We start from the raw sequence: 13,562 nt of genomic DNA on the forward strand, positions 1-13,562 counted from the left end.
CCTCTGGCTCCCCGGCGACGACGGTACGGGCAGGCCGCCCGCAGGGTCGTCCCGTTCTGGGTGGAGGTTTCCGGCCGGAGTACAACTTTCGCGGTACGGCGACGGGCTGACGCGGGGGCCGGGCGACTGGCCTACGCTTCGCGCGTGCGGAACAAGGTGCTGGCGGACGTGACGCTGGCGGTGGCTTTCACGGCGGCCAGCATGCTGCTGGGACACGAACAGCCACCGCCGGACTGGCATCGCCTGGATGCCGCCGGTTATGCGCTCACCGCGCTGGTCAACCTGCCCGTCGTCGCCCGCCGCCGCTTCCCGGTCGGCGTCAGCGTCTTCGTCTGCGCGGCCTGGGCGGTCTTCGTGGCGGCGGGCTACTGGCCGGTCGTCAACAGCCTCGCCCCGCTGATGGCGCTCTACGGTGTGGCCACCGTCCGTCCGCCGCGCGTCGCGCTGGGCTGCGCGGCGCTGACCGGCGGGGTGTGGGTGTATGCGGGGCTGACGGCCGCGCAGAGTTCGATGGCCACGGTGGTGGCGCAGGCGCTGGTGTTCCCGCTGGTCATGTGCTGGTTCGGGCACTCCGCGCGGGTCTCGGCGCAGCGCGCCGACCGGCTCGGGGAGGTCACCGAGCGGCTGCGCTCGGAGCGGCAGGACGCCGCCAAGCTGGCGGTCGCGGAGGAGCAGGCCCGTATCGCCCGGGAGTTGCACGACGTCGTCGCCCACCACATGTCCGTGATCTCGGTGCAGGCGGGCATGGCCTCGTACGTCTTCGCCAGCGAGCCGGAGAGCGCGCGCAAGGCGCTGGACACCATCTCCGACACCACGCGCGAGGCGCTGCAGGAGATGCGCCGCATGCTCAAGGTGCTGCGCGCCGGGCCGGGGGAGCCCGAGGGCGGCTCGCCCTCGTACGATCCGATGCCCTCGGTGACCCGCATGGGGGAGATGATCGAGCGGGTGCGCGCCGCGGGGCTCGTGGTGGAACTGCGCATCGAGGGCGCGCCGCGCCCGGTCGCGCCCGGTGTGGGGCTGTGCGCGTACCGGGTGGTGCAGGAGGCGCTGACCAACGTCCTCAAGCACGCCCCGGACGCGCGGGCGCGCGTATCGGTGGAATACGAGCCCCACCAGCTGCGGGTCACCGTCACCGACGACGGCGGCGGAGCCGGAGCGCACGGGTCGTCAGGTCGTTCCGATCCGGCCACAATCCCCCAGGGAGCCGGTCACGGCTTGATCGGCATGCGTGAGCGCGCCAGGCTCTACGGTGGGACGGTGGACATCGGCCCGCTCGGCGATGGTTTCGAGGTGCGCCTCACACTCCCCACATCGGCGCGCGGGACCGCGCGGCGAGGGGATTCATTGGACGTATGACCACGGTGCTCGTCGTCGACGACCAGTTCCTGATCCGGGCCGGCCTCGTGGGGCTGCTGCGGGCGGCTCCCGGTATCGAGGTGGTCGGGGAGGCGGGCGACGGCGAGGAGGCCGTGGAGCGGGCCGCCGAGACCACGCCCGACGTGATCCTGATGGACATCCGCATGCCCGGCATCAGCGGCGTCACCGCGACCGAGCGCATCCTGGCCGCGGCCGGCGAGCGGGCGCCGCGCGTCCTCATCCTCACCACCTTCGACCTCGACGAGTACGTGTACACCGCGCTGCGCGCCGGGGCCTCGGGCTTCCTGCTCAAGGACGCGGGCCCGGAGCGGCTGATCGCCGCCGTCCACGCCGTCGCCGGGGGAGACACCCTCTTCGCGCCCAGCGTCACCCGGCGGCTCATCGAGGCGTACGCGCCCGTCCGGCCCGCCCCGGGCCCCGGCCGGCCGGCGCCCGCTGAACTCGCGGCGCTGACCGCGCGCGAGGTGGAGGTGCTGCGTCTGATCGCGAAGGGGCTGTCCAACCCGGAGATCGCCGACCGGCTGTTCATCAGCGAGGCGACCGTGAAGACCCATCTGAACCGCACGATGGCCAAGTTGGGGCTCGGCAGCCGCGCCCAGGCGGTCGTACTTGCGTACGAGACGGGGCTGGTGACCCCGCGAAGAGGATGAGGATTCTCCGGATTTCGAGCGTCGAGCGTATGTGCGTCGCTACCGTGGGTTGACCGACGGAACCGGGGGGTGCGTGGTGGCGCGCTGGGAACCATTGCCCGAGACACTTGACGCCGCCGCGCGCCGACTGGCCGTGCACCTGCGCAGGATGAAGGACCGCAGCGGGCTGAGCGTGCCGGCGCTGGCCGCGCGCACGGCGCAGAGCACCGAGGCGTGGGAGCAGTTCCTCAACGGTGTGCGCGTGCCGCCGCGGGACGCGGTCGAGGTGCTGGGGCAGTTGAGCGGCGCGGACTACGAACGGCTGGTCGCGCTGTGGGAGTTGGCCGACCGCGGGGTGACCGACACCCTGACCGCCTTCCCGTACTCCGATCCGCTCGATCCGCTGGCCCCGGTCGAGGGCATGCCCCGGCACGCGGCCCGGCGGCGGCGCAGGGCGCTGCTGGTGGGCTTCGGGATGCTGGCAGGGGCGTTCGGACTCCTCCTCGTCGCGGGGATCGCCACCGACGGGACCCCGCGGGCGCAGGCGCCGCTGTCGGCGCACCCCACGGGGGCCGCGGCGGGCGGCGGGGCGCCGTCCGCCACCGCTTCGGGGACGCCCGTGACCCGGTCCGGGAAGACCTCCTCGACCCCGGCGGGGACGTCGGCGCGGTCCGGCGACGCACCACGCACCGGGGACGGCGCCGTCACCCCGGACGGCGGGACGCCCGCGGCGCCGGTCGACGAGGTGACCGAGGGCCCCGCCGGCGGCCACGCACCCGCGACGGGAGGCCCGGGCGGCACGGGAGGCACAGGCGACTCCGGCGGCACGGGCGGTTCCGGCCACGCCACGACGGCGCCGGGCGGCGGCGCGACCACGCCGCCACCGGCCACCACGGCCCCGCCCGCCGCTCCGACCCCCACGCCCTCCTCCGCCGCCCCGAGCCCGACCTCGGGCCATGGGATCTGCCTGGGGCTGATCGTCCTCGGCATCTGCATCGGGTGACGGGGCCGCCCGCGCGGCAACCACCACGGGCACGTTCGCACGCAGGCACGTCAGCACCACCCGCACGACAGCAAGGCAAGCAGGGGGACCGCACCATGAACCGTTGGCGACCGCTGGCGGACGATCTCGACCCGCGCGTCCGGGAGTTCACCGAGTGCCTGCGGCGGCAGGTCGACCGCGGCGGCCTGAGCGCCGCCGCGCTCGCCGACGCCACCGGGTACAGCGCAAGCTCCTGGGAGAGGTATCTGTCCGCCCGGCTCCTGCCGCCCCGGTACGCCGTGGCGGCGCTCGCCCAGGCGACCGGCGCGGATCCGCGCCACCTCGTCACGCTGTGGGAGGTCGCCGAACGGGCCTGGAGCCGTGCCGAGGACCGGCACGACGTCACCATGGAGGCCGACCGGGTCGCCGAAGCACGCGCCGCGCTCGGCGAGTTCGGGCCCCCTCCGGGCACCGGCCGGGCCCCGCGCGCATCCCGGCGGGCCGTGGTGCTGTTCGCCGTGGGCGCGGTGGCCGTGGTGCTGGCGGTCGTCGGCGCGACCGTGTTCACCGGCGGGAGCGGCGGCACGGGCCGCGCGGGGGAAGCGCGGGCACCGCATCCCTCCCGCCCGGCCCCCGCCGCCGGGCTCCCCGCCGGGGTCAAGTGCACCGGCGCCACCTGCACCGGCGAGGACCCGGAGGGCATGGGCTGCGGCGGCGCGCACGCGCGCACGACGGCTTCGGCCTGGATCGGCGGCGCCTACGTCGAGGCGCGCTACAGCGAGGTCTGCGCGGCCGCCTGGGCGCGGATATCCGCCGCCGCCCTCGGCGACACCCTCACCGTCGGCCCCGCCCACGCGACCGGTCCGGCCCAGCGCACCCGCATCGGCGGGACCGCCGCCGCGTACACCCCCATGCTCGCCGCCCCCGCCCCTGCCGCCGTCCGCGCCTGCGCCACCCTCGCCTCGGGCCTCCACGGCTGCGCGACCCCGGAGGGCGGTTCGTAGCGTCCCCGCGCGCCTCGGATCTGTAAGGGCCCGCTGAGGGCGCGGTGACCGGGGCCACACCCGGTGTGGCAGCCGCCGGGACGGCGCGGGTATAGCCTGGCGTGGGTCTCTTGACGCCGAGAGATCCCCGTTCCGGGAGCATGGGACGCTGCCGGGGCGGCATGGATCCAGCAGCAGAAGGCCAGGAGAAGGCAATGACTCGCACTCCCGTCAACGTCACCGTAACCGGAGCGGCCGGACAGATCGGCTACGCGCTGCTGTTCCGCATCGCGTCGGGCCACCTGCTCGGCCCCGATGTCCCGGTGAAGCTGCGCCTGCTGGAGATCACCCCGGCGCTCAAGGCGGCCGAGGGCACCGCGATGGAGCTGGACGACTGCGCGTTCCCGCTGCTCCAGGGCATCGACATCAGCGACGACCCGAACGTCGCCTTCGACGGCGCGAACGTCGGCCTGCTCGTCGGCGCCCGCCCGCGCACCGCCGGCATGGAGCGCGGCGATCTGCTCGAGGCCAACGGCGGCATCTTCGGCCCGCAGGGCAAGGCCATCAACGCCCACGCCGCGGACGACATCCGCGTCCTGGTCGTCGGCAACCCGGCCAACACCAACGCGCTCATCGCGCAGTCCTCCGCTCCGGACGTCCCGGCCGACCGCTTCACCGCGATGACCCGCCTGGACCACAACCGCGCGATCTCGCAGCTGTCGAAGAGGACCGGCGTGCCGGTGAGCGAGATCCGCCGCCTGACCATCTGGGGCAACCACTCCGCCACCCAGTACCCGGACGTCTTCCACGCCGAGGTCGCCGGCAAGAACGCCGCCGAGACCGTCAACGACGAGAAGTGGCTGGCCGAGGAGTTCATCCCGACCGTCGCCAAGCGCGGCGCCGCCATCATCGCGGCCCGTGGCGCGTCCTCCGCGGCGTCGGCCGCGAACGCCGCGATCGACCACGTCTTCACCTGGACCAACGGCACCGCCGAGGGCGACTGGACGTCCGCGGGTGTCGTCTCCGACGGCTCCTACGGTGTGCCGGAGGGCCTGATCTCCTCCTTCCCGGTCACCGCGAAGGACGGCAAGTTCGAGATCGTCCAGGGCCTGGACATCAACGAGTTCTCCCGCGCCCGCATCGACGCCTCCGTCAAGGAGCTCGAGGAGGAGCGCGACGCGGTCCGCGGTCTCGGCCTGATCTGAGGTCCGCGACGCGATTCCCACGGCCCGCTGCCGGAGCCCGCAAAGGGCTCGGCAGCGGGCCGTCGCGTTCCCTGCACTGTGACGTCCGCGGCGGGAGCAACACCCGTGAAGCGCACGGCAGTTCACATACGGGGGACGTATGGAGCCCGGCAATACGGACCACGCGACGGCGGCTTCGGCGGCGTTGCCCGCCCTCCGCCCGGAGACCGAACCCGCGGCGCCTGCGGTGCGTCGACCACGCCTTCCCCGGCGGACGAATGGTCCGAGACCCTCGACCGCCTGCGCGTGGTCCTCGGCTCCTTCTGTGCGAACGCTGACTACTGTGCCGCGCCGGCCCCCCTGGACTGAGTGGCCAGCAGCGCGCACAGCGCGTCGAGCGCGCCGGCGAAGGCGTGCTCGGGCGGGGTGCCGTAGCCGACGACGAGCTCCTCGGTGTCCCGGCCGCCGAAGTCGTCCAGGCTCTGCAGTCCCAGGCCCCGGGCGCGGGCCGCGGCGACGACCTCCGCGGCCGGTGTGCCGGGCGGCAGCCGGAGTACCGCGTGCAGTCCGGCGGCGATGCCGGAGACCCGGACGGCGGGGGCGCGTTCGGCCAGCGCCGAGACGAGCCGGTCGCGGCGCCGCCGGTAGTGCAGCCGCATCCGGCGGACATGGCGGTCGTACGCGCCGGAGGCGATCAGCTCGGCCAGCGTCAACTGATCGAGGACGGGGGAGTGGTGGTCGGCCAGCCGCTTCTCGTCCAGAACCGGTTCGACGAGGGCGGGCGGCAGCGCCAGCCAGGCCAGCCGGAGACCGGGCGCGAGGCTCTTGCTGGCGGTGCCGGCGTAGACGACGTGCTCGGGGGCGAGGCCCTGCAGGGCGCCGACCGGCTGGCGGTCGTAGCGGAACTCCCCGTCGTAGTCGTCCTCGACGACCACCCCGCCCGTCGCACGGGCCCAGGCCACCGTAGCCGTGCGCCGCTCAGGGGACAGAGGGCTGCCGGACGGGAACTGGTGGGCCGGGGTCAGCAGCGCGGCGTCCACGCCGTGGTCGAGGGCATCGACCTGGGCGCCGTCGTCGTCGACCGGCAGCAGGACGGGCGCCAGCCGCGCCGTCCGCAGGATCTCCACGGTGTGCGGGTAGCCCAGCGCCTCGACGGCCACGCTACGGGCACCGCCGGCCCGGAGCACGCGGCCGAGCAGCCCGGCGGCCTGCACGAAACCCGAGCACACCATGAGGAGTTCGGGCCGGGTGCGGACGCCGCGCACCCGCCCGAGATAGGCCGCGAGCGCCTCGCGCAGCTCCGGCCGGCCGCGCGGGTCGGTGTAGCCGAAGGCCTCGTGGGGCGCGGCCGCCAGTGCCCTGCGGGCCGCTGCCCCCCACGCCGCGCGCGGGAAGGACGAGAGGTCGGGGGAGCCGGGGCGCAGGTCGTAGGTGAACCGCTCCGGGTCGGGCAGGATCCCGGCCGTTTCGGCGAGGCGGCCGCCGCGGGTGTCCCGGTCGGTGCGGCGCGGGACGGTGGCCTGGACGCGTCCGGGCCGGGCGGGCGGTCCGGACGGCCGCCGGCCGTCGGCGACGTGCGTGCCCGAGCCCTGGCGGGCGGTCAGCCAGCCCTCGGCGACGAGCTGCCCGTACGCCTCGGCGACGGTGTTGCGGGCGAGGCCGAGGTCCTTGGCCAGCACGCGGGAGGACGGCAGGCGGGTGCCCGGGGCGAGCCGCCCGACCCGCACCGCCTCCCGCAGCGCCCGCTCCAGCCCGGCCCGCGCCCCGGTGCCCCCGGCGAGGTCGAGACGGAGGTCCAGATGGAGGTCGATCCCGGAATTGGCCCACTCGTTCACCCTCCAAGTGGACCATGGGCCAGGGACACCGGGTCGCTAGTTTGGGTGGCATGACGACGTTCAGCACGCCCGCAGTCACCCCGTCCGGCCACGGCCCGGACGAGCTCGTCCCCGCTCCCGCCCCCCGCATCGCGCTGCCCAAGGCCGCCCCCGACTTCTACAAGGCGATGATCGCCCTCGACGCGGCCGCCCGCGCCGGCCTCGACCCGGTGGTCGCCGAACTGGTCAAGGCCCGCGCCTCGCAGGTCAACGGCTGTGCGTACTGCGTCGACCAGCACACCGCGGACGCCCGCAAGCTGGGCGTGACCGAGCAGAAGCTCAACGGGCTCACCGTGTGGCGGGAGACCCCGTTCTTCACCGCGCGCGAGCGGGCCGCCCTGGCGCTCGCCGAAGCGGTGACCCGCCTCGGCGAACACGGTGTCCCGGACGACGTGTACGACGAGGCCGCCCGGGTCTTCGACGAGGACGAGCTGCCCCGCCTGATCGCCATGTGCGTCACCATCAACGCCTGGAACCGCATCGGCATCACCACGCGGATGTCCCCGGCGCCGCGCCCGGACGGGATCTGACCCCTTTGGCCTCTCGGGTCTTCGCCGTCAGACGGAGAGCACGGACCGCAGCTGGTCCAGACCCCAGTCCAGGTCCTCCTTGGAGATCACCAGCGGCGGCGCGAGCCGGATCGTGGAGCCGTGGGTGTCCTTGACCAGGACACCCCGCCCCAGCAGCCGCTCGGAGACCTCGCGGCCGGTGCCGTGGCCCGGGGCGATGTCCACCCCCGCCCAGAGTCCGCGGCCGCGTACCGCCGTGACCGTGCCGCTGCCGGTCAGCAGGGCCAGTTCGTGGTGCAGATGGTCGCCGAGTTCGGTGGCCCGCTGCTGGTACTCACCCGTGCGGAGCATCGCGAGGACCTCCAGTGCCACGGCGCACGCGAGCGGGTTGCCGCCGAAGGTCGAGCCGTGCTCACCGGGGCGGTACACCCCCAGCACCTCCGCGGAGGACACCACGGCCGAGACCGGCACGACGCCGCCGCCCAGGGCCTTGCCCAGCACGTACATGTCCGGGACGACGCCCTCGTGCTCGGAGGCGAACGTCCTGCCGGTACGGCCCAGGCCCGACTGGATCTCGTCGGCGATGAAGAGCACCCCGTGCTCGGACGTCAGCCGCCGCACTCCCGCCCAGTAGCCCGCCGGCGGCACCAGTACCCCGGCCTCGCCCTGGATGGGCTCCATGAGCACGGCCACCGTGTTCGCGTCGATCGCCGCCTCAAGCGCCGCGAGGTCGCCGTACGGCACGATCTCGAAGCCCGGGGTGTACGGGCCGAAGTCGGCGCGGGCCTCGGGGTCGGTGGAGAAGCTGATGACGGTGGTCGTGCGGCCGTGGAAGTTGCCGGCGGCCACGATGATCTTCGCCTGGCCGTCCGGCACGCCCTTGACCCGGTAGCCCCACTTGCGGGCCGTCTTGACCGCGGTCTCCACGGCCTCCGCGCCGGTGTTCATCGGCAGCACCATCTCCATGCCGCACAGCTCCGCGAGCTCCGTGCAGAACCGGGCGAAGCGGTCGTGGTGGAACGCCCGCGAGGTCAGCGTGACCCGGTCCAGCTGGGCCTTGGCCGCCTCGATCAGGCGGGGGTTGCGGTGGCCGAAGTTGAGTGCCGAGTAGCCGGCGAGCATGTCGAGGTAGCGGCGGCCCTCGACGTCCGTCACCCACGCGCCGTCGGCGGAGGCGACGACGACGGGGAGGGGGTGGTAGTTGTGCGCGCTGTGCGCTTCTGTGGTGGCGATGTGCTCGGCGGCGGTCGACACGTGAGTGCTCCGTTCGTGGTACGTCGGGAGGTGTGGCGCGGGAGCCCGGTGGGGCCCCCTTCCGTAGTCTCTATCGTCGCTCGCCCCGGACGCGGGGAAACATCGCGGCGACCTCCCGGCCTCGCGTTGCTAGGCTGGCCGAGGGCCGTGACTGGCGCGCTGGGATGGGATCGACCATCGGGGAGCGGCCCGTGAACTGTGTGCCGTGCGCCTGGGCCATCCGGTATGCCGTGCCGCGCAGGAGGTCCGCATGTCCAGTGGTACCACCGAATCCACCGCCTTCCGCAGTGCCCTTGACGTGATCAGGGGGGTCGAGCCGCGCGTCGCCGACGCGATCGGCCAGGAGATCGAGGACCAGCGGGCCTCGCTCAAGCTCATCGCCAGCGAGAACTACGCCTCCCCGGCGGTGCTGCTGGCCATGGGCAACTGGTTCAGCGACAAGTACGCCGAGGGCACCGTCGGGCGCCGCTTCTACGCCGGGTGCCGCAACGTCGACACCGTCGAGGCCATCGCCGCCGAGCACGCGCGGGCGGTCTTCGGCGCCGAGCACGCCTATGTGCAGCCGCACTCCGGCATCGACGCCAACCTGGTCGCCTTCTGGGCCGTGCTGGCCGCCCGGGTGGAGGCGCCGGCGCTGGAGCGGGCCGGTGTGCGGCAGGTCAACGACCTGTCCGAGGCGGACTGGGCGCGGCTGCGCCACGAACTCGGGGACCAGCGCATGCTGGGCATGTCCCTGGACGCCGGCGGCCACCTCACGCACGGCTTTCGCCCCAATATCTCAGGAAAGATGTTCGATCAGCGCAGCTACGGCACGGACCCCGCGACGGGCCTGCTCGACTATGAGTCGCTGCGCAAGACGGCCCGCGAGTTCCGTCCGCTGATCATCGTCGCGGGATACTCGGCCTATCCCCGGCTGGTGAACTTCCGCATCATGCGGGAGATCGCCGACGAGGTCGGCGCCACCCTGCTGGTCGACATGGCGCACTTCGCCGGCCTGGTCGCCGGCAAGGTCCTCACCGGGGACTTCGATCCCGTGCCGCACGCGCAGATCGTCACCACCACCACGCACAAGTCGCTGCGCGGACCGCGCGGCGGCATGGTCCTGTGCGACTCCTCGCTGGCCGAACAGGTCGACCGCGGCTGCCCGATGGTGCTCGGCGGCCCGCTGCCGCACGTCATGGCCGCCAAGGCGGTGGCCCTGGCCGAGGCCCGCCACACGGACTTCCACGGCTACGCGCAGCGCATCGTCGACAACTCCAAGGCGCTGGCCGAGGGGCTGCTGCGGCGCGGCACGACCCTGGTCACCGGCGGTACGGACAACCACCTCGCGCTCATCGACGTCGAGTCCTCCTACGGCCTGACCGGGCGTCAGGCCGAGGCGGCCCTGCTGGAGTCCGGCATCGTCACCAACCGGAACTCCATCCCCCAGGACCCGAACGGGGCCTGGTACACCTCCGGCATCCGCATCGGCACCCCGGCCCTCACCACCCGTGGCCTCGGCACGGGCGAGATGGACGAGATCGCGGGTCTCATCGACCGCGTACTGACCACCACCGAGGCCGGCGTCACCTCGGCCGGCAAGCCGTCCAAGGCGCAGCACGTACTGGACGCGAAGGTCGCGGACGAGATCGCGCAGCGTGCCGCCGACCTGCTGGCCGGCTTCCCGCTGTATCCCGGCATCGACCTCAGCTAGCCCGGCCGGCGCCCGGCCGGCGGCACGAACGCCACCGCCGGCCGAGCGCCGTCAGCGCCGACCCGGCGGCGAGCCCCGGCAGGGCCCACCACCAGCCCTCCGCCGGGCCCCCGCCGCCGGCCGAGGCCGTACGCGTTTCCTCCCGCTGCCCCCGCTCACCTGGCCTGTCAGGCTCGAACAGCCCCAGACGGGCGAGCAGCGGGCCGAGGGACGCGGGCGCGCGGTGCCACAGCACATAGTCGTCGGCGGCACGGGGCGCCGGGTCCGTCCGCACCCATACGCCGTCTCCCATGTCGGGAAACACCTGGTCGACCTGGAACAGCGGACCGTCGGCCTCGAAGTGCCAGCCGACGGTCACACTGCCCGCGACGGCCCGGTCGCTCATGGGCCTCGGCGGGTCCAGCGTGCCGGTGTAGTCGTCCAGTACCAGGGCCGCGGCGAGCGGCATGTGCTCGGGCGCCGACGCGTCCAGTCCTGTCGTGCGGCCCGTCGCCACCGAGGTCAGCACCGCGTTGCCGGGCACCTTGGCGGCCGCCGGCCCCGCTCCGAGCAGAACGGCGGGCAGCAGCACCGCCGACACGGCAAGCGGTGTGCGCGGGCGGAGTCTCACGCGTCGACCAGTTCCTGGCGGGGTCCCGGGTCGCGGGGCGTCCGGCGGGATATCAGGCGCGAGGCGAACAGGGTGCCGGCGCAGCCGAGGGCCAGGCCGGCGCCCAGCCCGGGGAGGGACAGCCACCAGTCGGTGGTCCCGCCGGTGTCCGCGGCTGTCGCTGACGCGGGCGAGGTGGCGGGCGCCGGGGTGGCCGGGGAGGGATCCTCCGCCAGGCCGAGCGGGTAGTCGGGGGCGCTGACGCCGAGACCCTTGTCCGGGCCGATGAGGCCCATGCGGCCGAGCAGCGCGCCGAGCGCCTTCGGCTGGGCGGCGTGGCGCCATACCCCCTGCTCGGGCAGACCCGTGTCCCCGGACTCACGGGTGTGGATCCACGGGCCCCCGGCGGCGTCCAGGTAGACGAAGTCCACGCGCCAGACCGAGATGTCGTGGATCAGCCAGGTGACGGTGACCTGGCGTTGCCCGTCGGCCTGCACATCGGTCAGCGAGGGCGGATCGGAGGCGGCGGGCTCACGTCCGATGGACGCGTCCAGCGTCCCGTAGTCCGGGGAAGTGGTGTAGATCGCGGCGGCCTTGCCGCTTCCCGGCGCGACCAGCATCACGCTGGTCGGCCCCCCGGCCGTGGCCGGGCCCGCGCCGCTGAGCACGGCGATGAGCGCCGCGGCCGTGACTCCGGCCCAGGTGACGAACCTTCTGATCCGCATGCTGACCCCCTCTCGCTCGGTCCTGCCCCTGTTACACCGCCCGAGCCGTCCGGGTTCCCGTTCCGGCCGGGCCTCGGTGTCCGAGGCGGTGTCCGGGGAGGATGCGGAGAGGCGGGTGTGCCCGGGGCGGCCCCCGGCTGGGCGGCGGCGAGAGGCGGGCGATGAAGGCGGCCTCGACCTCGCCGGAGCGGGCGACCGTCATGGGCCAGGCCGCTTCCGGCATTCCATGCCGACCGCCCTGAGAACGACATGACGTTGGGCCCCGGACAGGAGAGGCGCGCCTGCGCCGTCAGCGTGATCGGCGTCCTGGCTGCCGCCTGGTCATGCGCGGCACCGAAACCGGGCCCCGGGCCCGGGCCCGCACCCCTACGGCCCCCGGCCGGTCAGGCGGGCGGGCCGGGGTACTCCCGGAGCCGCGCCGACTCCGCGATCGCGAGCGCGCCCGCCCGGTCCGGCACGCCCTCCAGACGCAGCGTCACCTCGCCGCTCTGCCACAGCAGGGTGGGCCCGGCCGCCCGGGGCGGTTCGCGGCGCGTCCGTCCGTCGGGGTCGATGAGCCGGACGTAGTGCGGCTTGGCGAACCACACCGCGAATTCGCCGTCGACCTGGACCCATTCGGCCGCGGAGCCGGTCGTCTTGAGGAAGACCATGTCGATCGAGGCCCGGAACTGGTCCAGCCGGATCGTGCGGCCGTCGCGCCGCCAGCTCATCGACAGCACCCGCCCCCCGTCGGTGACCGCGACCCCGTCCGGCTCGCCCAGCGCCGCCGGAACGAACGCCCCGTCCGACGGCGCGTGTCCGCGCACCGGCGGCGGGCTTCCCGCGCCCGGTGTCGCGGAGGGGTCGTGGCGCACGGCGACACCGCCGAAGCCGAACCAGTCCGACACCGTGGCCCGCACCGGCGGGGTGAGCACCAGCACGACCAGTACGCCGCACAGCACCGCCGCCAGGGCCCGCCACCGGGCCGCGACCCGGATCCGCGCGCGCCGCACACGGCCCCCGCCGGCGCCCGGCACGGGAACGGGCACCGGCACGGCCTCCGCGAGCAGCCGGGCCAGCACCTGCTCGGCCACCGAGTCCGGCGACGGCGCCGGGATGTCCAGGCGCCGCCCCGCCTCGCGCAGTTCCTCCGGGAGCGGATCGGTCATCGCAGCCCCCCGTCCCAAGCGGCCGGCACAGGTTCGCCGAGCCCGGTCCGCAGTCTCGCCAGGGCGCGGTGCAGCCGGGACTTGACGGTGCCGCGCGGCCAGCCCAGCACCGCGGCCGTCTCCTCCTCGTCCAGGTCCAGCAGATAGCGGCAGGTGACCACCAGCCGGTGCGGCTCGCTCAGCCCGCCGACCGCGGCCAGCAGCACCGCGTGCCGTTCCCGGGTCACCGCCAGCGTCTCCGGGTCCTGGTCCGGCGGGGGCACGGCCTCCAGCGCGGCGTTGCGCTCGACGGCCGAGCGCAGCCGGCGGGCGGCCCGTGCCGCGTTCCGCGCCTCGTTGGCGACGATGCGCAGCAGCCACGGCCGGAAGGCGGCGTCCTCCCGGAAGCCGCCGAGGGCCCGGTACGCCTTGACGAACGAGTTCTGCACCACGTCCTCCGCGTCGGCACCGGCCCCGAGCAGCACGGCCGTGCGATGGGCGACGTCCGCGTGGACGCGCACCAGCTCCGCGTACGCCTCACGGTCCCCGGCGCGTACGCGTGCGATCACCGCCGCCTCCCCCTCCGTGGCGGCCCCCTTTCACTCCCCGGCCGCCCCCGTGCGACCCCGTCACCCC

Annotated in this window: 13 protein-coding genes and 1 riboswitch; of the genes, 7 read left to right on the plus strand and 6 right to left on the minus strand. The window is 74.5% G+C overall.

Going from position 1 to position 13,562, the window contains the following annotated elements; all coding sequences use genetic code 11:
* The first annotated feature begins 144 nt into the window (after positions 1–144).
* The 5 genes from ACFWVC_RS30795 (at position 145) to ACFWVC_RS30815 (ending at position 5,176) form a co-directional block, all read left to right on the plus strand.
* Positions 145–1,356: a sensor histidine kinase gene (locus ACFWVC_RS30795; protein WP_384294745.1), complete on the plus strand. Its 1,212-nt coding sequence runs from the start codon at positions 145–147 to the stop codon at positions 1,354–1,356.
* Positions 1,353–2,027 (plus strand): response regulator, encoded by a 675-nt coding sequence (locus tag ACFWVC_RS30800; RefSeq protein ID WP_384294748.1) that lies wholly within the window; start codon positions 1,353–1,355, stop codon positions 2,025–2,027. The genes ACFWVC_RS30795 and ACFWVC_RS30800 overlap by 4 nt, the downstream gene beginning before the upstream one ends.
* A gap of 94 nt (positions 2,028–2,121) precedes the next feature.
* Positions 2,122–3,009 carry a helix-turn-helix domain-containing protein gene (locus ACFWVC_RS30805; RefSeq protein WP_384294753.1) on the plus strand — a complete coding sequence of 296 codons (888 nt, stop codon included), beginning with the start codon at positions 2,122–2,124 and terminating at the stop codon, positions 3,007–3,009.
* Positions 3,010–3,104: 95 nt separating this feature from the next.
* Positions 3,105–3,992 (plus strand): DUF2690 domain-containing protein, encoded by an 888-nt coding sequence (locus tag ACFWVC_RS30810; protein WP_384294757.1) that lies wholly within the window; start codon positions 3,105–3,107, stop codon positions 3,990–3,992.
* 194 nt (positions 3,993–4,186) lie between these two features.
* A complete protein-coding gene (locus ACFWVC_RS30815) occupies positions 4,187–5,176 on the plus strand; it encodes a malate dehydrogenase (protein WP_384294761.1) in 990 nt (329 codons plus the stop codon).
* 317 nt (positions 5,177–5,493) lie between these two features.
* Here ACFWVC_RS30815 and ACFWVC_RS30820 read toward each other — a convergent pair whose 3' ends face one another.
* The gene (locus tag ACFWVC_RS30820; protein WP_384294764.1) at positions 5,494–6,990 is read right to left on the minus strand and encodes a PLP-dependent aminotransferase family protein; all 1,497 of its coding nucleotides are present in this window, start codon (positions 6,988–6,990) and stop codon (positions 5,494–5,496) included.
* A gap of 50 nt (positions 6,991–7,040) precedes the next feature.
* On the opposite strand from ACFWVC_RS30820, the gene ACFWVC_RS30825 reads away from it, so the two are divergent.
* Entirely contained in the window at positions 7,041–7,559 is a 519-nt protein-coding gene (locus ACFWVC_RS30825) for a carboxymuconolactone decarboxylase family protein (protein ID WP_384294766.1), read from the plus strand.
* A 27-nt stretch (positions 7,560–7,586) separates the two neighbouring features.
* Here ACFWVC_RS30825 and rocD read toward each other — a convergent pair whose 3' ends face one another.
* Positions 7,587–8,792 (minus strand): ornithine--oxo-acid transaminase, encoded by a 1,206-nt coding sequence (gene rocD, locus ACFWVC_RS30830; RefSeq protein ID WP_384294769.1) that lies wholly within the window; start codon positions 8,790–8,792, stop codon positions 7,587–7,589.
* A gap of 137 nt (positions 8,793–8,929) precedes the next feature.
* A riboswitch (ZMP/ZTP riboswitch) is annotated at positions 8,930–9,016 on the plus strand.
* A gap of 26 nt (positions 9,017–9,042) precedes the next feature.
* On the opposite strand from rocD, the gene ACFWVC_RS30835 reads away from it, so the two are divergent.
* Entirely contained in the window at positions 9,043–10,485 is a 1,443-nt protein-coding gene (locus ACFWVC_RS30835) for a glycine hydroxymethyltransferase (RefSeq protein WP_384294771.1), read from the plus strand.
* Here the strand turns inward: ACFWVC_RS30835 and ACFWVC_RS30840 are convergent.
* From ACFWVC_RS30840 to ACFWVC_RS30855, 4 genes are all read right to left on the minus strand, one after another.
* Entirely contained in the window at positions 10,478–11,095 is a 618-nt protein-coding gene (locus ACFWVC_RS30840; RefSeq protein ID WP_384294773.1) for a hypothetical protein, read from the minus strand. The two genes, ACFWVC_RS30835 and ACFWVC_RS30840, sit on opposite strands and share 8 nt — an antisense overlap.
* Complete coding sequence (locus ACFWVC_RS30845; RefSeq protein WP_384294775.1) at positions 11,092–11,799, minus strand: hypothetical protein; 708 nt, start codon at positions 11,797–11,799, stop codon at positions 11,092–11,094. Before ACFWVC_RS30845 ends, ACFWVC_RS30840 begins: the two co-directional genes overlap by 4 nt.
* 383 nt (positions 11,800–12,182) lie before the next feature.
* Complete coding sequence (locus ACFWVC_RS30850; RefSeq protein ID WP_384294778.1) at positions 12,183–12,947, minus strand: hypothetical protein; 765 nt, start codon at positions 12,945–12,947, stop codon at positions 12,183–12,185.
* Entirely contained in the window at positions 12,944–13,495 is a 552-nt protein-coding gene (locus ACFWVC_RS30855; protein WP_384294781.1) for an RNA polymerase sigma factor, read from the minus strand. Before ACFWVC_RS30855 ends, ACFWVC_RS30850 begins: the two co-directional genes overlap by 4 nt.
* Positions 13,496–13,562: the final 67 nt, after the last annotated feature.

The sequence above is a fragment of the Streptomyces sp. NPDC058691 genome, assembly GCF_042714775.1.
Taxonomy (GTDB): domain Bacteria; phylum Actinomycetota; class Actinomycetes; order Streptomycetales; family Streptomycetaceae; genus Actinacidiphila.